General features: G+C 67.5%; 16 protein-coding genes, 1 tRNA gene and 1 pseudogene. 9 read left to right on the top strand and 9 right to left on the bottom strand.

Features of this window, described 5'->3' with window-relative positions:
- Positions 1-2: 2 nt before the first annotated feature.
- The 4 genes from FAB82_RS06605 to FAB82_RS06620 all read left to right on the top strand — a co-directional run bounded on the left by FAB82_RS06605 (position 3) and on the right by FAB82_RS06620 (position 3,676).
- Entirely contained in the window at positions 3-365 is a 363-nt protein-coding gene (locus FAB82_RS06605; protein WP_136533755.1) for a hypothetical protein, read from the top strand.
- Between the two features lie 241 nt (positions 366-606).
- Positions 607-1,761, top strand: coding sequence for a Gfo/Idh/MocA family protein (locus FAB82_RS06610; RefSeq protein ID WP_136533756.1), 1,155 nt, complete (start codon positions 607-609; stop codon positions 1,759-1,761).
- Positions 1,758-2,849 carry a dihydrodipicolinate synthase family protein gene (locus FAB82_RS06615; RefSeq protein WP_136533757.1) on the top strand — a complete coding sequence of 364 codons (1,092 nt, stop codon included), beginning with the start codon at positions 1,758-1,760 and terminating at the stop codon, positions 2,847-2,849. The genes FAB82_RS06610 and FAB82_RS06615 overlap by 4 nt, the downstream gene beginning before the upstream one ends.
- Positions 2,846-3,676, top strand: coding sequence for a sugar phosphate isomerase/epimerase family protein (locus FAB82_RS06620; protein ID WP_136533758.1), 831 nt, complete (start codon positions 2,846-2,848; stop codon positions 3,674-3,676). The genes FAB82_RS06615 and FAB82_RS06620 overlap by 4 nt, the downstream gene beginning before the upstream one ends.
- A 598-nt stretch (positions 3,677-4,274) precedes the next feature.
- On the opposite strand, the gene FAB82_RS06625 is transcribed toward FAB82_RS06620, so the two are convergent.
- The 3 genes from FAB82_RS06625 to FAB82_RS06635 form a co-directional block, all read right to left on the bottom strand.
- The gene (locus FAB82_RS06625; RefSeq protein WP_136533759.1) at positions 4,275-4,619 is read right to left on the bottom strand and encodes a VOC family protein; all 345 of its coding nucleotides are present in this window, start codon (positions 4,617-4,619) and stop codon (positions 4,275-4,277) included.
- 196 nt (positions 4,620-4,815) lie between these two features.
- On the bottom strand, positions 4,816-5,544 hold the full coding sequence (locus tag FAB82_RS06630; RefSeq protein WP_136533760.1) for a class F sortase: 729 nt from the start codon (positions 5,542-5,544) through the stop codon (positions 4,816-4,818).
- A 3-nt stretch (positions 5,545-5,547) separates the two neighbouring features.
- Positions 5,548-6,030 carry a hypothetical protein gene (locus tag FAB82_RS06635; protein ID WP_136533761.1) on the bottom strand — a complete coding sequence of 161 codons (483 nt, stop codon included), beginning with the start codon at positions 6,028-6,030 and terminating at the stop codon, positions 5,548-5,550.
- A 171-nt stretch (positions 6,031-6,201) separates the two neighbouring features.
- On the opposite strand from FAB82_RS06635, the pseudogene FAB82_RS06640 reads away from it, so the two are divergent.
- The 3 genes and pseudogenes from FAB82_RS06640 to FAB82_RS06650 all read left to right on the top strand — a co-directional run.
- A pseudogene (locus FAB82_RS06640) lies at positions 6,202-6,633 on the top strand (4Fe-4S binding protein); the annotation flags it as partial.
- 32 nt (positions 6,634-6,665) lie between these two features.
- On the top strand, positions 6,666-7,187 hold the full coding sequence (locus FAB82_RS06645; RefSeq protein WP_136533763.1) for an NADH-quinone oxidoreductase subunit J family protein: 522 nt from the start codon (positions 6,666-6,668) through the stop codon (positions 7,185-7,187).
- Between the two features lie 25 nt (positions 7,188-7,212).
- On the top strand, positions 7,213-8,856 hold the full coding sequence (locus FAB82_RS06650) for a DUF885 domain-containing protein (protein ID WP_136533764.1): 1,644 nt from the start codon (positions 7,213-7,215) through the stop codon (positions 8,854-8,856).
- A 272-nt stretch (positions 8,857-9,128) separates the two neighbouring features.
- Here the strand turns inward: FAB82_RS06650 and FAB82_RS06655 are convergent, their stop codons facing one another.
- Complete coding sequence (locus FAB82_RS06655; protein ID WP_136533765.1) at positions 9,129-10,019, bottom strand: CHAD domain-containing protein; 891 nt, start codon at positions 10,017-10,019, stop codon at positions 9,129-9,131.
- 90 nt (positions 10,020-10,109) lie between these two features.
- Positions 10,110-11,276 (bottom strand): lytic polysaccharide monooxygenase, encoded by a 1,167-nt coding sequence (locus tag FAB82_RS06660; RefSeq protein WP_136533766.1) that lies wholly within the window; start codon positions 11,274-11,276, stop codon positions 10,110-10,112.
- A 318-nt stretch (positions 11,277-11,594) separates the two neighbouring features.
- Between FAB82_RS06660 and FAB82_RS06665 the strand changes: the two genes are divergently transcribed.
- The gene (locus FAB82_RS06665; RefSeq protein ID WP_136533767.1) at positions 11,595-12,053 is read left to right on the top strand and encodes a peroxiredoxin; all 459 of its coding nucleotides are present in this window, start codon (positions 11,595-11,597) and stop codon (positions 12,051-12,053) included.
- A 23-nt stretch (positions 12,054-12,076) separates the two neighbouring features.
- Here FAB82_RS06665 and FAB82_RS06670 read toward each other — a convergent pair whose 3' ends face one another.
- From FAB82_RS06670 to rph, 3 genes are all read right to left on the bottom strand, one after another.
- Entirely contained in the window at positions 12,077-12,931 is an 855-nt protein-coding gene (locus FAB82_RS06670; protein WP_136533768.1) for an SDR family oxidoreductase, read from the bottom strand.
- A gap of 190 nt (positions 12,932-13,121) precedes the next feature.
- Positions 13,122-13,706 carry an RdgB/HAM1 family non-canonical purine NTP pyrophosphatase gene (gene rdgB, locus FAB82_RS06675; protein ID WP_136533769.1) on the bottom strand — a complete coding sequence of 195 codons (585 nt, stop codon included), beginning with the start codon at positions 13,704-13,706 and terminating at the stop codon, positions 13,122-13,124.
- Positions 13,707-13,726: 20 nt separating this feature from the next.
- Complete coding sequence (rph, locus tag FAB82_RS06680) at positions 13,727-14,452, bottom strand: ribonuclease PH (RefSeq protein ID WP_136533770.1); 726 nt, start codon at positions 14,450-14,452, stop codon at positions 13,727-13,729.
- 63 nt (positions 14,453-14,515) lie between these two features.
- Between rph and FAB82_RS06685 the strand changes: the two genes are divergently transcribed.
- Positions 14,516-14,597, top strand: a tRNA-Leu gene (locus tag FAB82_RS06685).
- A 197-nt stretch (positions 14,598-14,794) separates the two neighbouring features.
- On the opposite strand, the gene FAB82_RS06690 is transcribed toward FAB82_RS06685, so the two are convergent.
- A complete protein-coding gene (locus tag FAB82_RS06690) occupies positions 14,795-15,628 on the bottom strand; it encodes an SUR7/PalI family protein (protein WP_136533771.1) in 834 nt (277 codons plus the stop codon).
- Positions 15,629-15,647: the final 19 nt, after the last annotated feature.

A 15,647-nucleotide genomic window follows, 5' to 3' on the forward strand; every position in this document is an offset into this window, starting at 1 on the left:
CCATGCGGGACGGCTACATTGCGCGCTGGAACGGCGCCGAATACGACTCCAGCCCCGACGGCGCACACGTGCGCCTGTACTCGCCGACCGGCGGCGACGGCTTCGTCAAGGTCGCCGACGGACGATTCCGGCGCGGGGTGCCGATCGGCGAGCTCGAGGACTTCTTCTACGTCCGCACCGTCTGCACCTGGAGGGGCGAGCCGTTCTTCGTGCTCGGCGACTCGGGGGACTGGATGCGGCTGGAATACCGGGGCGGCCGCAGCGACGTGGCGATGAGTCTGGGCCTGGAACCCTACGACACCGGCGTGTACCAGATCTGGGCGCCGGCCGGCGAGGTCAACGACACCGCAGAGGAATACTTCTAGCCTCCGTCGCGAGCGATGCTTCTAGGGGCCTGTCCTGCGGATAGGTCCTTTCTTTCGGGTGTTCCCAGCGCGCCCTCATTCCATGAAATTCTGTCGAGAGACCGCTTTCCTGCGGGCTCGGTTTTGCTGTATGCTTCAGGAAACCTCAAGAAAGCGTTTGCCTGTAGCTCGGTCGAGCCACTGAGCTCGGCGAACGCCTGCGGAACCGCACCTTGCTAGCTATTGACTGGAGCATTCCCCTATGGCAGAACGAATCAACGTCGGCATCGCCCTCAACGGCGTGACCGGCCGCATGGGCTACCGGCAGCACCTGGTGCGGTCGCTGCTGGCCATCCGCGAGCAGGGCGGCGTCGAGCGCGCGGACGGATCGGTCATCTGGCCCGAGCTCACCCTGATCGGCCGCAACGCCGACAAGCTCGCCGAGATCGCCGCCCGCCACGGCCTGGACCGCTACACCACCGACCTCGACGAGGCGCTGGCCGACGAGTCCATCAGCATCTACTTCGACGCGCTCACCACCCAGCACCGCCTCAGCGCGGTCGGCGCGGCGATCAAGGCCGGCAAGCACGTCTACACCGAGAAGCCCATCGCGACCAACCTGGACGATGCGCTCGGCCTGGCGCGGGCCGCCCGCGACGCCGGCGTCAAGAACGGCGCCGTCGCCGACAAGCTGTACCTGCCGGGTCTGCGAAAGCTCAAGCGCCTCATCGAGTCCGGCTTCTTCGGCCGGGTCCTGTCGGTGCGCGGCGAGTTCGGCTACTGGGTCTTCGAGGGCGACTGGCAGGGCGGCCAGCGTCCGTCGTGGAACTACCGCGCCGAGGACGGCGGCGGGATGGTGCTCGACATGTTCCCGCACTGGTCCTACCTGTTCGAAGGGACGATCGCGCCGATCAAATCGGTGACGGCGCACGTGACCACGCACCTGCCCGAGCGCACCGACGAGGCCGGGAAGCCCTACGCGGCCACCGCCGACGATGCGGCCTACGCGATCTTCGAGCTCGCCGACGGCACCGTCGTCCAGATGAACTCCTCCTGGTGCACCCGCGTCGACCGCGAGGAACTGGTGGAGTTCCATGTGGACGGCACCGAGGGCAGCGCGATCGCGGGCCTTCGCAAGTGCCGCGCCCAGCACCGCGCCCACACCCCCAAGCCGGTGTGGAACCCCGACATCGACCAGCCGATCGACTTCCGGTCGCAGTGGTACCAGGTGCCCGACAACGACGAATTCGACAATGGTTTCAAGCTGCAGTGGGAGGAATTCCTGCTCCACGTGGTGGACGACGCGCCGTGGCACCACGACTTCCTGGCCGCCGCCCGCGGCGTGCAGCTGGCCGAGGCCGGCTACCGCTCGGCGCGCGAGGGACGCCGCATCGAGATGGAGGACCTGGAGCTGTGAGCCGCCAGTTCGACTCCCGCGTCATCTACTCGGCGGCGCACGTCGTCGCCGACCCGCTGGCGGACAACGGCCCCGGACGCCCTGCCACTGTGGACTGGGATGCCACCATCGCCTACCGGCGCCACCTGTGGGACCTGGGCCTGGGCGTGGCCGACGCGATGGACACCGCACAGCGGGGCATGGGCCTGGACTGGGCGGCCACCAAGGAGCTCATTCGCCGTTCGGCCGAGGCCGCCGGAGCGGGTGACCTGCTCGCCTGCGGGGTGGGCACCGATCAGCTGGGCGCCACACAGACCACAATGGATGAGATCAGGTCGACGTACCTCGACCAGCTTTCGGTCGTCGAAGACGCCGGGGCGGGCACGATCCTGATGTGTTCCAGGGCGATGGCGGCGAGCGCCAAGGGACCGGACGACTACCGGGAGCTGTACGCCGAACTGCTCGGCGAGGTCAGCGGCAAGGCGATCATGCACTGGCTCGGCCCGATGTTCGACCCGGCCCTGGAGGGCTACTGGGGCTCCAGCGACCTCGAAGAGGCCGCCGACGTCTTCGTGGACATCATCACCGAGAACGCCGCCAAGATCGACGGCATCAAGATGAGCCTGCTCGACGCCGACGCCGAGATCGCGCTGCGCCGCAGGCTCCCCGAGGGCGTCCGCTGCTACACCGGCGACGACTTCAACTACCCCGAGCTCATCGCCGGCGACGACCAAGGCCACTCGGACGCGCTGCTCGGCATCTTCGACCCCCTGGCCCCCCTGGCGGCCAAGGCGGCCAAGCGCCTGGACGAGAACGATGTCGAAGGGTTCCGCGCGATCCTGGACCCGACGGTCCCCCTGGCCCGCAAGGTCTTCGAGGTCCCCACCTTCAACTACAAGACCGGAGTGGTGTTCCTGGCCTGGCTCGGCGGCCACCAGGACCACTTCAAGATGGTCGGCGGCCTCGAATCCGCCCGCTCCATCGAGCACTTCGGACAGATCTACGACCTCGCGTTGGAGGTCGGCCTCTTCGCCGACCCGAACCTCGCCGAGGACCGCTTCAACGCCCTCCTCAAGGTCGCGGGCCAGAGCCCGAGGGGGAAGCGATGACCGACATCCTCGAGCGTTTCTCCTTCAACCACGCCACGGCGAAGTTCTGGGACCAGCGAGAAGCCATCGACGCGTGCGCACGCACCGGCTCGGCGATCGGCCTGTGGCGCGAACCAGTCGCAGAACAGGGCCTAGCCTCCACCGCCGAATACCTACAAGATGCCGGAGTACCGGTCACCAGCCTGTGCAGGGCCGGATTCTTCACCGACCCGACCCCCGAGGCGATCGAGGACAATAAGCGGGCGATCGATGAAACGGCCGCCCTGGGCGCACCGACCCTCGTCCTGGTCTCGGGGCCGATCCCCGAGGCCGGCACGATCGACAGCGCCCGCGAAGGCGTCAAGGAGGCACTGAGCCTCCTGGCCCCCTACGCGATCGAACAAGGCGTGACCCTCGCGATCGAGCCCCTCCACCCGATGTTCGCCTCGGACCGCTGCGTGGTGACCACCCTCGCCGAAGCCCTCGACCTGGCCGCCCCCTTCGCCCCCGAAGCGGTCGGCGTCGTGATCGACACCTACCACCTCTGGTGGGACCCCGAGGTCTGGAACGGCATCACCCGAGCCGGCGCCGAGGGCCGCATCGCGTCCTTCCAACTCGCCGACTGGATCACCCCCCTCCCAGCGGGCGTCCTCACCGGCCGCGGCCAACTCGGCGACGGATGCATCGACATGCGCCGCTACCTGGACGCGGTCGACGCCACCGGCTTCACCGGCAAGATCGAGGTCGAACTCTTCAACGACGCTCTCTGGGCCCGCCCGGGCCAAGAGGTCTTCGACGAAACCAGGGCCGCCTTCGAGGGCGTCCTCACCAAAGCAGCACGGGCCTGACCACCGCGGACGCGGGGCCGTCACGGGGTCAAGACCTTCGGCCCCGCGTCCGCGGTTCTACTGGTGCCACATAGCTCCAGGAGGGCCCGCAGCTCATCCTCGGCCCGCTGGCGGTTCTTCTTCCCGGTCCATGCACTGGCCCTGTCGTGAGCGGGCCGCCGGATGCGGTCCACTCGCTGGTATGGCGCGGACGAGTCGCCGGATGCGACTCGCCCGCGCGTCGGTTGGGGCCGTGAACACTGTGGAGTTGTAGGGCGGGCGCACCGGCTGGTTGCCGGTGCGCCCGCGATTTTCCTCGCGAGTTGCCGGTGCAGGAGCCGCACGCGGAGGCCTCCGCGTGCGATCTTCGGGGGCGGCTCCCGGGATAACCCAATGTTCTTACCGCCGATCCTGCACTGGCCGACACCAACTCGACTAGCCGGAATTGGTGCCACTACTTCAAAAACACAATCACATCATGCGCACCAAGGACCCACCAAAACTATTTTGCCGCCTGTGGATAACCTGTGGATGGGTCAGAGCAAACGCAGCTCAGCGGCCAATTGGTCAGCGGATGCGGACCGCTTGGGGGCCTGTGGATAACTCCTGGCATCGTCGGTCAGTGGCCTTGGGAAACACAGAACTCATTGCCGTCCGGGTCCGTCAAGACCGTCCACGTGAAGTCGACCCCGGGGATTTCGTGGTCGGCGACTCTGGTGGCCCCGGCTTCGATCAAGCGGGCGGTCTCGGCTCCGGCATCGGAGGCGGCCAGGTCGATATGGAGACGGCCGGGGGTGGTGTCCTCGACGTATTGAAAGGAGATGCCAGTCAGCTCCTTGCAGCCGACCATGATGTATTCGCCGTAGTCGGCGGTGATCTCGCCGCCGAGAGCGGCCGCCCACCATTCGGCGAGCTCGCGGGGGCGCGTGGTGTTGACGGTGACGTTCGCGATTTGCAGTGTCATGCCCGACAACCTAACCACTGCCTATGACACAAGGGCTTGATCGCGGCGGCCGTGGTCTCGTTCCCTCGGTTGTGCTTCAGCCACTCCGGCCGTTTCTCAGCAACTTCGGAAGTGCTTCAGTTCCTTCGACCGTGCCTCAGTCCCTTCGGCTGTACTTCAGTCCCTTCGGCTGTACTTCAGTTCCTTCGACCGTGCTTCAGTTCCTTAGGAAATGCTTCCGGCCGTGGAGGGGACGGTCCTCGTCCTCCGCAGTGGCGCCGCGGTGCCCCGTGTAAGTCGCGAAGACGACCAGGTTCTCGGTGTAGTCACCGATCTTCCGGTCGAAACGGCCGCCACAGGTGATCAACCGCAGCCCGGGCTTGCGCTCGATCCCGAAGATCTCCTCGTAGGGCAGCTTGTCCTTCGGATATGACTCGCTGCCGGTCACCTCGTAGGTCACCACGATCCCGTCCTCACGGGCCGCCTCGATCTCGTCGCCCTTCTCCAGGTCCCGAAGCGGGAAGAACACCGCCGGGCCCGACCAGTCCGAGTCCACGTGCCCGAACAGGACCGTCGGCCCGAACTCACCCGGGCTGGCCGCGCCCTCATACCAGCCGGCAAGGTGCGGCTGCGACAGCGGCGGCACCTCGAATCGTCCCTTGTACCCCATTCCCAGGTCCGTCAGCGGCGCGTGGATGTCGACCGCGTCCACGTCGACCCGCGTCGGCACCGAGCGGTCCAGCCACTCCCCACCGGTGGGGTCGAACCCGACGAACGAGTCATCGCCCCAATGATGCTCCGGCCACGACGGCAGCCGGAACGACGGCACCGGCACCACCCCGCCGATCATCAGCCCCAGACCCCCGGCCAGCAGCAGTGACAGGAACAGCGTGAGCACCGGCCGGAGCGCTGGCTCCGGCCGGTGCACGGTCTGATCGTCGGTCATCGGCTAGGCGGAGACCTTGCCGCGCCGTTTGAGGAGCCACAGCCCGATCACCGCCACGGCCACCACGGCCGCACCGGTCATCGCGATCGCCGAAGCCACGCCCTTAGAAGGACCAGTGGAGGCCATCGAGCCCGAGCCGGTCTGGGCACCCGACCCGTCGGTCACCGTCAAGGTCGCGTTCGCGGTCTGGTCGCCGCACTTCACCGCGACCGTGTACGTGCCGACCTTCCAGTCCGCCGGGACCACGAAGGTGCCCTGCGCCTGGCTGTTGTTCGTCTGCATGCTCACGTTGGTGCCGGTGTTCTGCACGATCGCCGTCGCGGACTGCGAACAGCTCGCCGCGAGCACCGTGACGGTACTGCCGCTGGTCGCCGTGGACGGCGTCATCGTCACCGTGACTGCGGCGCCCGCCGGCTGCGCGGACGCGAGCACCAGCCCCGCGCCGAGCGTCAGGGCGACGGCGAATTGCTTGACGGCCTTGAACATGGGCTTCCTCCCCGGTCGGACCCGGTCGCTCTCGGCGCTCGGCCGATTATTCGACCGGGCGCCTCCTGCCGATCACCGTAATGGCCGCTCTCGGCCCCGCACCGCAAATCGAGAAAATTTCAACGGGCTCGGCGGGTGGAGAACATCGATGTGATCTGCGACGATGAGGACATGAAGGTTCCCGGAAGCGGACTCCTCAGCGGTCTCGCCGCGACCGCGCGCACCGCCACGCGCCGGGCGGTCACCAGCCAGTACCCCGAATCCGAACCCGAACTGCCTGAGCGCACCCGGGGCGTGATCGCCCTGCTGGAGACGAATTGCACCTCCTGCATGCTCTGCGCACGCGAATGCCCCGACTGGTGCATCTACATCGACTCGCACAAGGAGACCGTCGAGGTCGAGGGCGCCGCCCGGCCCCGCCAGGTCAATGTGCTCGACCGGTTCGACATCGACTTCTCTCTGTGCATGTACTGCGGCATCTGCGTCGACGTCTGCCCGTTCGACGCGCTGTTCTGGGCCCCCGACTTCGACTACGCCGAGGGCGACATCCGCGACCTCCTCCACGGCAAGGAACACCTGGGGGAGTGGATGGAAGGCGTCCCGGCCGCGACCCTGCCCGAGACCGGCGACGACGCATGAGCCTCACCGACGTCCTGGCCGCAGCCTTCGGGCTGCTCGCGCTCGGGGCCGGAATCGGTGTGGTCACCACCCGGCGGATCGTCCGGGCCGGACTGTGGCTCGCCGTGTCCTTCGCCGGGATCGCCGGGGTCGCGCTGGTCCTCACCGCCGAATTCCTGGCGTGGGTGCTGGTGCTCGTCTACGTCGGCGCGATCGTGGTGCTGCTGCTGTTCGCCACCATGCTCACCCGCGCCCCCACCGAGGCCTCCGATGAACTCGACCGTCGCCAACTCCCGGGCATCCTCATCGCCTCAGGCGTCGGACTCGGCCTCGCGGCGGTGCTGACCGGCGCGTTCGGGTGGACGAGGGTGAGTCTTGTCGGGCGGGAGAACGGCGACGCGGCCGCCATGGGAGAGGCGATCTTCTCCGAATGGGTGCTGCCCTTCGAGGTGCTGTCGCTGCTGCTGCTCGCCGCGCTCGTCGGCGCCATCGCCGTCTCCACGCGCGACCGCGCGCAACAGTCAGGTAACAGTGGCTGACTAGCCGCGCGGTAAGCTACGGCGCATGAGCTCACCGATCTTCGCACTGGCAGACGAGTACGTCACCTTGTTCGCACGGCTGCACCCCATGTACGCCGGGATGGCCGGCATCAAGGGCGACTTCGGCGTCGCCTCAGATCTCGGACCGGACGCGACCGGCGAGCGCGCCAAGCTGGGCCGAGACACCCTCGCCCGCCTGGGCTCCCTCGAGTCGACCGGCGCGGCAGATGACCTGGCCAGGCTCCACATGGCCGAGCGCCTGGAGTCCGAGGCCGCGCTCTTCGACGCGGGGGAGTGGCGCCGGGCGCTGCGCGTCCCGTACGGGCTCATCCAGAGCCTGTGCTCCTATGTCGACTTGGCGCCGCGCGGCAATGAGGGCCAGTGGCGCACCACGATCTCGCGTATCCGGGCCATCCCCGAGATGCTGGCGACCTGGCGTCAGACCATGAACGCCGGGATCGCCGCCGGTGAGACCGTCGCCATCCGGCAGGTCGTCGAGGGCGCCCGGCAGGCGCGGCGCAATGCCGAGTCTCGCGTGTTCGACAAGCACGTCAAGGCCTACGGTTCCGGCTCGCAGGCCGGCGACCTGGCCGCCGCGGCCGATGCCGCCTACGCCGCGTTCATCTGGGTCGCCGAATATCTCGAGACCCAGTACGCGCCGCATGCCGTCGCCCGTGACGGTGTCGGCGAGGAGCGCTACCTGCTGGCGGCCCGCAATACGCTCGGCGCGACGCTGGACGCGCGCGACGCCTACGAGTGGGGCTGGGAGGAGCTGCACCGCCTCGAGGACGAGATGTCCGCGGAGGCCGCCAAGATCGTGCCCGGTGCGACGCTCGACGAGGTCATCGCGCACCTCGACTCCACGGATCTGCTCACCGACCACGAGGCCTACCTCGACTGGCTCAGCGAGAAGCACCACGGTGCGTTGGAGGCCCTCAACGGCGTCCACTTCGACATCGATCCGAGGCTGATGAACCTCGACGTCGAGCTCGTCCACGGCTCCTCGGCCGGCTCGGCCTACTACTCCGGCCCGAGCGAGGACCTGTCCCGTCCGGGCCGCACCTGGTGGCCCGTCGCGGCGCGCGAGAAGTTCGCCGTGTGGGGCGAGCTGACCACCGTGTTCCACGAGGGCGTGCCCGGCCACCACCTCCAGATCGGGCAGACGAAGATCGTCGGGGACGGCCTCTCGCGTTTCGCGAAGTCGGCCGGGTCGATCTCGGGCCACGCCGAGGGCTGGGCGCTGTACGCCGAGCGGCTCGCCGACGAGCTCGGCTGGCATTCGGACCCGGCGACGCGGCTGGGGATGCTCAAGGGCTCGGCGCTGCGCGCGGCGCGCGTGGTCATCGACATCGGCTGGCACCTGGACCTGCCGCTGCCGCCGGCCGAGGCGAAGCGCCACGGCGAGAAGTGGAACTTCGATGTGGCGCTTGAGGTCCTGACCCAGCGCGGACGCATCGCCTCCCACCGGGCGCACCCGGAGATCGTCCGCTACGCGGGCTGGCCGGGACAGGCGATCTGCTACAAGCTCGGCGAACGGGCTTGGATCGCGGCCCGCGACGAGGCCAAGGCCGCCGCCGGCGCCGACTTCGACCTGAAGGCCTGGCACACCCGGGCCCTCAACCTCGGCCCGATCGGCTTGGACAACCTCGCGGGAGTCCTTCGCGGTTAGCGAACAAAGTCCCGGGGGCGCGCCGGAGCCCGGTCGCGTGCCCGGGAATTGTCCTACCCCCGAAGTAAACTTTCGCCTAGGGGCCCCCTTGGAACACCCCCTTCGGCGTGCCCGCAATCCAGCGGTCACTTGTCCAGCGCCCGCTCAATTCGGCAACCTCGAGTCCAGCGGCCGCACGATTCGGCGCCTACTAATCCAGCGCCCACTCATTTCGGCGCCCGCTCTTCGAGCGCCACCGACATCCGGGCCCACAACCTCACAGGGCAATACATCTAGCGCCAGAGGTCGATCATTCCCGACGTGACCTGGTCGATCTCCTCGCCCAACTGCCGCAGGTGCTCCCGCTCCAGGTCCGCCAGCGCCGCCGTGGTCCGGTCCGCCCGGTCGGCTCCGGGCAGGCGCAGCAGCCAGTTGCGGGCGATGACCGCCTGCCGGTACTGGGCCAGCAGATGCTCCAGATTGGATACCGGAATGATGACGTCCTCGGCCGGTTTCCCCAGCGCTGCATATGCGGCCTCGGCGAGGTAGTGCGTGTCCCGCGCCGCCTGCCTGGCCTCGTCGCGCGCGGCGACCAGGTCCGTGGCGTGGCTGAGCTTCGCGTAGGTGTCCAGCAGATGCGTCTTCGCCTGCGAGAGCACTCCCATGAGCGAGGACGCCGGCTTGTCGCCGTCCCGGCTGAAATGGGCGTGCTCGGCGAAGATCCGCACCTGCCCCATCAGCGCCGCCACCCAGGCCTGGGTGCTGGTCCGCTCGATCTCCCGGTAGGAGGCGCGCATCTCCTTCTCCAGCGCGTCGTACCACCTCGGATACTCGGCGACGGTCAGGTCGAGCTGGTCGAACCGGTCGGCGAAGTGGACTCGGAGCGATTCCAGGTCCTCGGTGTGCTTGAGCGCCGCGAGCAGCTGGTCGAGCTGCTCGCCGCCGTAGGGGACCTCGGTGAACAGGTGCCGGTAGCCGCGGATCGCGGTGCGGATGCGGTGGATGGACGCGCGCACCGATCCGGCCGAGCCGGGTGCGTAGCGCTGGGTGGCCGCGATCGCCTCATTGAGGGCGTCGACTTGATCAGAGATGTAGTTGCGGACGACGACACCGGACCGTGTGGATGCCGTCATCGCCTCGGCCCGGGCCGCTTGTTTGGCGGACGCTGTGGCTGCTGCTGACATGGCTCCTCCCCCCAGCAAGACCTGCTGCGACAAGTATCGCAGCGGGCCCGCGGGGGGAGGAGCGGAAGTGACGATTTTTCAGTTGCCCGATCAGGTCGGGATGCACTCCAGGGCCGGCATCTGCGACAGGTCCCCGGTCACGTTGAAGCCGAATGAGGCCGTGCCATTCGTTGGCACGCTTCGGTTCCAGCTGACCGGCGAGGCCATCTCCATATCGCCCATGGAGCTGATCTCGGCGTTCCAGTAATCCCTGATCTCTATGTTGGAGCCGGGCTCCCACAGCCAGTGGATCATCCAGTCGCTCAACTGCTTCGTCCCGGTGTTGGTGACCGTCATATTGACCGACGCACCGCCCGAATAGGGGTACAGGTTCGCTTCGACGTCGCAGGAGGCGTCGGGGTCCTCCGTCGGCATGTCGGTCGGGTCGTCAGTCGGGTCATCGGTCGGGTCGGTGGAGGGATCGGTCGGCTCGTCGGTCGGCGAGGTCACGCCGCCGTCGTTGCCCGGCAGCTCGGCGTCCGGGTTGATGCCGGTGATCTCGCCGTTGCCGCCGTCGAACTCCACGTCGGAGCAGGCGTAGAAGTTCTCGTTCGAGTCCGAGCGGACCCAGTGCGTGTAGACGATGTGGTAACCGTCGCGCTCGGGCAGGGTCAGGTCGGCGTAGTAGTAGTTCGCCTCGTTGCCCGATCCGCCGGTCTGGGGCGGGTCCTGGATGGTCTCGAACAGTTCCAGGTCGTCCCAGCCGATCGGCTCGTCCGGGTTCCATCCCTCCTTGGTGATGTACAGGTCGAACTTGCCGGGGTGGTGCGCCCAGTTGTTGTAGCGCCATTCGACGGTGGCACCGGCTGTCACGTGGGTGCGCGGCCAGGCGCCCGGGTCGTTGAACGGCTCGAAGTCATACGGGCCGTTGCCTCCGCCGTCGCACAGGCGCCCGTCGGGGATGTACCCGACGGTCTGGCCCGCGCCGTTGGAGTCGAGGTTGCCGAACCAGTTGTAGAACGGGGTCGCTCCGACCTCGTCGAAGGCGGCCTGGCAGGCCTCGTTGTACGGGTCGAGTGAGCCGTTCTGCGTAAGGGCGTCGAAGTAGCAGAAGTATTGGCGGGAACCGGGGAAGACCGTCGCGCCGTGCGCCTCCGACTTCGACTGCGTGAACAGCGTCGAGATCCCCAGGGCCGCTACGACCGCGAGGACTAGCGCCATTACGGCGGCGAGGCGGCGGCGTCTGCTCTGCAGCCCCAAGACTGCGGTGGTGGACATCGAGGTACTCCTCTGTAGTACATGGAGCGCTCCCAACCTGACTCCCGAGAGTCAGCACGTTCTTATGGACGGATGAGGTGAGGGTCAGCGGCAGTGCCGGGCAGTGCCACCGTGATTATGATATTTGAGTGTATCTATATATGGTGATTCGCGCAATGGGGGTCCTTCCAGCACCGCAAGGGGGCTGGGCGGCTCTGGTGACCCTTCCGTTGCGGGGAACGCGGGCTCGGAGCGTCGCTTCGGCGACCGGGCCGGTGGGCTGCGGCGGCCTCGTTCGCGGACGAGCCGGTCGAGGGCGGCGTGGATAGACTGGGATCCATGGACATCGGAGACATCGCCCCGGACTTCACCCTCGCCGACGAGACCGGCGAGCGGCGCAGCCTCACCGGTCTGCTCGAATCGGGACCGGTGGTGCTGTTCTTCTATCCCCTGGCCATGTCGGCCGGGTGCACCGTGGAGGCCTGCCACTTCCGCGACGTGGCGGCCGAGTTCGCCGCCCTGGGCGCGACGCCGGTCGGGATCTCGCACGATGAGGTCGAGCGCCAGGCGGAGTTCGCCGCGAAGCACTCGCTCGGGTACCCCCTGCTGTCCGATCCGGACGGCGAGGTCTCGGCGGCCTTCGACGTGAAGCGCAAGATCAGCGTGCTCCAGACCAAGCGCAAGACCTTCGTGATCGACACCGACCGCAAGGTCATCGGCGCGGTGAAGAGCGAGGTCAAGATGAACGCCCACGCCGACAAGGCCCTGGAAATCCTCCGCGATCGCGCCGCCGCTTAACCTCCGGCCCTCACGGCGGCCGCCTAGGCCAGCGCGCCTCGGATCAGGTCGTGCAGCGACATCGTCGGCCGGTGCAGCAGATCGACCAGGTCCGTCGCGTTCGAGTCGAGGTCGCCGCGCGCGATGCCCTCGTCCACGTCGGTGAGCATCGCCGCCATCGGCAACGGCAGGCCCGCCTGCGTCAGGGCTTCGGAGTAAGCGTCGGGGTCCATGTTCTGGTAGACCACGTCGGTCCCGGCGACCTTACCGATCTGGGCCGCCAACTCGTCGTAGGTGAACGGCTCGTCCCCGCACAACTCGAAGACCTTGTCCACGCCGTGGTCCTCGGTCAGCAGCACCGCCGCCGCCTCGGCGTAGTCATTGCGCGCCGCCGCCGCGACCCGCCCCTTGCCCGCGGCGCCGTAGATCGTGCCGGACTCCACCACCTGGTTCAGGTTCCCGGTGTAGTTCTCCATATACCAGCCGTTGCGCATGATGAGGTGCGGAAGGCCCGATTCTACGATGTACCGCTCGGTTGCGATGTGCTCCTCGGCCGAAGCCATCATCGAGGTGTCCGCGTGCAGGATGCTGGTGTAGACCAGCAGCCCGACGTCGGCGTACTTGGCGGCGTCAATGACATTGCGGTGCTGGGGCAGGCGCCGGCCGACCTCCGAGCCCGAGATGAGCAGCAGCTTCTCGACGTCGCGCAGCGCGGGCTGAAGCGTATTGGGCTGGGCGTAGTCGGCGTGGCGGACGTCGATGCCGCGGTCGGCGAGATCGTGTGCCTGGTTCGGATCCCTGACCAGCGCGCTGATCTGCTCGGCTGGGACCCCTCGTTCCAGCAGGTGTTCGATGACGAGACGGCCCATATTGCCCGTCGCCCCGGTTACAGCGATCATGTTGCACTCCCCCTCGCAATTCGTGCCCACCGGTCATCGAAACACAGCTAAAGGGGCTTGTCAGGGCATGGCGGAAGTCGGGTGCGGAGCTGGCTGGGAGGAGATGAACCTGGACTCACGGCCGACCGTCGAGGTCGGCCGCGAGCCCCGGTCGTACGTCAGATTCGGGTCGCCAGCTCCCTGCTGCGCCTCAGATTCGGGTCGCAAGCTCCCTGAATGCCTTCCCGCGGTGGGAGATCGCGTTCTTCTCCTGCGCGGTCAGTTCGGCGCTGGTGACGTCGCGACCCTCGGGGAGGAACAGCGGGTCGTAGCCGAAGCCGTTCTCGCCGCGCTCCTCGCGGCCGATGCGGCCGGGCATCTCGCCGTGGACGACCAGTTCGCGGCCGTCGGGCCACACGATGGCGGCGGCGCACACGAACTTGGCGCCGCGCCGCTCGTCGGCCAGATCGCTGAGCTGGTCGAGCAGCAGGGCGTTATTGGCCGCGTCATCCTTCTTGGAGCCGGCCCAGCGGGCCGAGAGCACCCCGGGCATGCCGTTCAGCGCGTCGACGGCGAGACCGGAGTCGTCGGCAATGGTCGCCAACCCCGAATGGCGGACCCCGTCGCGGGCCTTCAACAGGGCATTGCCCGCGAAGGTCAGTTCCGTCTCGGGGGTCTCCGGAAACTCATCGACGGCGTCGAGCCCGACGAGTTCGACGCCCGGCGCGGCCTCGGCGAGGATCTGCCGCAGTTCGTCGATCTTGCCCGCATTGCGGGTGGCCAGCAGGATCTTCATGTGCGCTTCCCGGCCTCCGGCTATTCGAGCAGGGTGCGGGCCTGGAGCCCGGCGAGTTCCTTGCAGCCCTTGACGGCGAGGTCGAGGAGGGCGTCGAGCTCGGCGCGGTTGTAGACCGCTTCCTCGCCGGTGCCCTGGATTTCCACGAAGTCGCCCTCGCCGGTGCAGACGACGTTCATGTCGACCGCGGCGGCCACGTCCTCCTCATAGGGGAGGTCCAGGACCGGCTGGCCGTTCACGATGCCGACGCTGATCGCGGCGACGGAGGTGGTGAGGACCTTCTCCGGCTTGCGGGCCAGCTTCTTGTCGCGCAGCCAGTCGACGGCGTCGTGCAGGGCGACGTACGCACCGGTGATCGCGGCGGTACGGGTGCCGCCGTCGGCCTGGAGGACATCGCAGTCGAGCGTGATCGTGTTCTCGCCGAGCGCCTTGAAGTCCACGCAGGCACGCAGGGAGCGGCCGATGAGGCGAGAGATCTCGTGGGTGCGTCCGCCGATCTTGCCGCGGATGGATTCGCGGTCGGACCGGGAGTGGGTCGAGCGGGGGAGCATCGCGTACTCGGCGGTGACCCAGCCTTCGCCGGTGCCGCGCCGCCAGCGCGGGACTCCGGGGTTGACCGAGGCGGTGCAGAGCACGCGGGTGCGGCCGAACTCGACGAGGACGCTGCCCTCGGGGTGGTCGGTCCAGGAGCGGGTGAACTTCACGGGGCGCAGCTCATCGGCGGCGCGCTTGTCGGGTCGAGTCATCTCCACCAGCGTACGGGAACGCACACGAGTATGACACACTGGTTGCTGCTCAATGGCGCTCTCGCACGAGTGGCGGAACTGGCAGACGCGCAGGATTTAGGTTCCTGTGCCCTAGGGCGTGGGGGTTCGAGTCCCCCCTCGTGCACAGAGGAAAGGCCCTGATGACAGGGTCTTTTCATGTATCTCCCTTTAGTCGGAAAACCCCCATGGTGACGACTGCGCTGAGGGTCGCGTGGAGCCAGCAGGGGAGTTGATCGAGGGTCGACTTGGTCCATGCGGAGGAAGCCCTTGCCGACTGAGGCGGTCGTGGACTGAGTGAACGGCTAGAAGTGCGCATCTGGGCTAGTCGGGTTCAACGAAGTACCTCGCGCTGGTCTCCCAGTAGTCTTCGACGGATATTACTGCCGCATCGACTCCGTCGCTTGGCACCTCGACGCAGGCGTTCCCAGATGCCGTCCCGCCTTCATACACCTCGGGAGTTTCGAAGAGATCATTGGGAATGACCCCGCACTCATCCGTGTACAGGGTGTTGTTGAAGTATATTCCGAGTTCAATGTCGTCCCAGGCGAACCCGGAGTCAGATCCTTCATAGATGGCGTCGACCTGAAACATGAAGAATTGGTGCCCGTCATCTGGGGGCTCGTTGAACTCGTTTTCGGCGAGGATCGTGTCAGTACTGTCAGGAACGACGTTGCTGAAGGAGACGTTCCAGTCGCCGATGTCGACCGCTGAACCAGATGGCAGGGGCGAGTTTGGATCGGTGCCGTCCGCACTGTCCGAACCCTCATCGTCGTCGGCGTCGTCGCGACCATCCGCGCCTTCGTCGGTCAGGTCCTCTACGTCCGTCGGCCAGTCCTCGACCACGTCTTCGACGGCCCGCCCGACTGCGAGGCTGATGACGGTCGCGATGATCAGGCCGATGACCGCCAGCGCGATGCCGATAATCGCCATCAGCCTGTGGGACTTGAAGATGCCTATGATCCCGAGCGTGATCGCGGCCAATCCGAACATTCCTCCAAGGAAGATTCCGGCGACTGGAATGAGCCCGAACAGCAGTGCGGCCGCGCCGAAGACCACGGCGAGGATCGAGATCGTATTGCTGGGCTGCGCTTGGCCTTGAGCCTGCGGCGGGTAGGGCGGTTGCACTGGTGGCGGTGAAGCGGGCGTCTGGGTCATGATGCCACCAACCAATTCT

Origin of the sequence: Glycomyces buryatensis (genome assembly GCF_004912275.1) — a bacterium.
Taxonomy (GTDB): Bacteria; Actinomycetota; Actinomycetes; order Mycobacteriales; family Micromonosporaceae; genus Glycomyces; species Glycomyces buryatensis.

Excerpts from the sequence above, each read along its gene's own strand:
- FAB82_RS06645 (WP_136533763.1), top strand. The coding sequence starts at position 6,666 with ATGAGCCTCACCGACGTCCTGGCCGCAGCCTTCGGGCTGCTCGCGCTC.
- FAB82_RS06670 (WP_136533768.1), bottom strand. The coding sequence starts at position 12,931 with ATGATCGCTGTAACCGGGGCGACGGGCAATATGGGCCGTCTCGTCATC.
- rdgB (WP_136533769.1), bottom strand. The coding sequence starts at position 13,706 with ATGAAGATCCTGCTGGCCACCCGCAATGCGGGCAAGATCGACGAACTG.
- FAB82_RS06665 (WP_136533767.1), top strand. The coding sequence starts at position 11,595 with ATGGACATCGGAGACATCGCCCCGGACTTCACCCTCGCCGACGAGACC.
- FAB82_RS06605 (WP_136533755.1), top strand. The coding sequence starts at position 3 with ATGCGGGACGGCTACATTGCGCGCTGGAACGGCGCCGAATACGACTCC.
- FAB82_RS06690 (WP_136533771.1), bottom strand. The coding sequence starts at position 15,628 with ATGACCCAGACGCCCGCTTCACCGCCACCAGTGCAACCGCCCTACCCG.
- FAB82_RS06655 (WP_136533765.1), bottom strand. The coding sequence starts at position 10,019 with ATGTCAGCAGCAGCCACAGCGTCCGCCAAACAAGCGGCCCGGGCCGAG.
- rph (WP_136533770.1), bottom strand. The coding sequence starts at position 14,452 with ATGACTCGACCCGACAAGCGCGCCGCCGATGAGCTGCGCCCCGTGAAG.
- FAB82_RS06630 (WP_136533760.1), bottom strand. The coding sequence starts at position 5,544 with ATGACCGACGATCAGACCGTGCACCGGCCGGAGCCAGCGCTCCGGCCG.
- FAB82_RS06635 (WP_136533761.1), bottom strand. The coding sequence starts at position 6,030 with ATGTTCAAGGCCGTCAAGCAATTCGCCGTCGCCCTGACGCTCGGCGCG.
- FAB82_RS06625 (WP_136533759.1), bottom strand. The coding sequence starts at position 4,619 with ATGACACTGCAAATCGCGAACGTCACCGTCAACACCACGCGCCCCCGC.
- FAB82_RS06660 (WP_136533766.1), bottom strand. The coding sequence starts at position 11,276 with ATGTCCACCACCGCAGTCTTGGGGCTGCAGAGCAGACGCCGCCGCCTC.
- FAB82_RS06610 (WP_136533756.1), top strand. The coding sequence starts at position 607 with ATGGCAGAACGAATCAACGTCGGCATCGCCCTCAACGGCGTGACCGGC.
- FAB82_RS06620 (WP_136533758.1), top strand. The coding sequence starts at position 2,846 with ATGACCGACATCCTCGAGCGTTTCTCCTTCAACCACGCCACGGCGAAG.
- FAB82_RS06650 (WP_136533764.1), top strand. The coding sequence starts at position 7,213 with ATGAGCTCACCGATCTTCGCACTGGCAGACGAGTACGTCACCTTGTTC.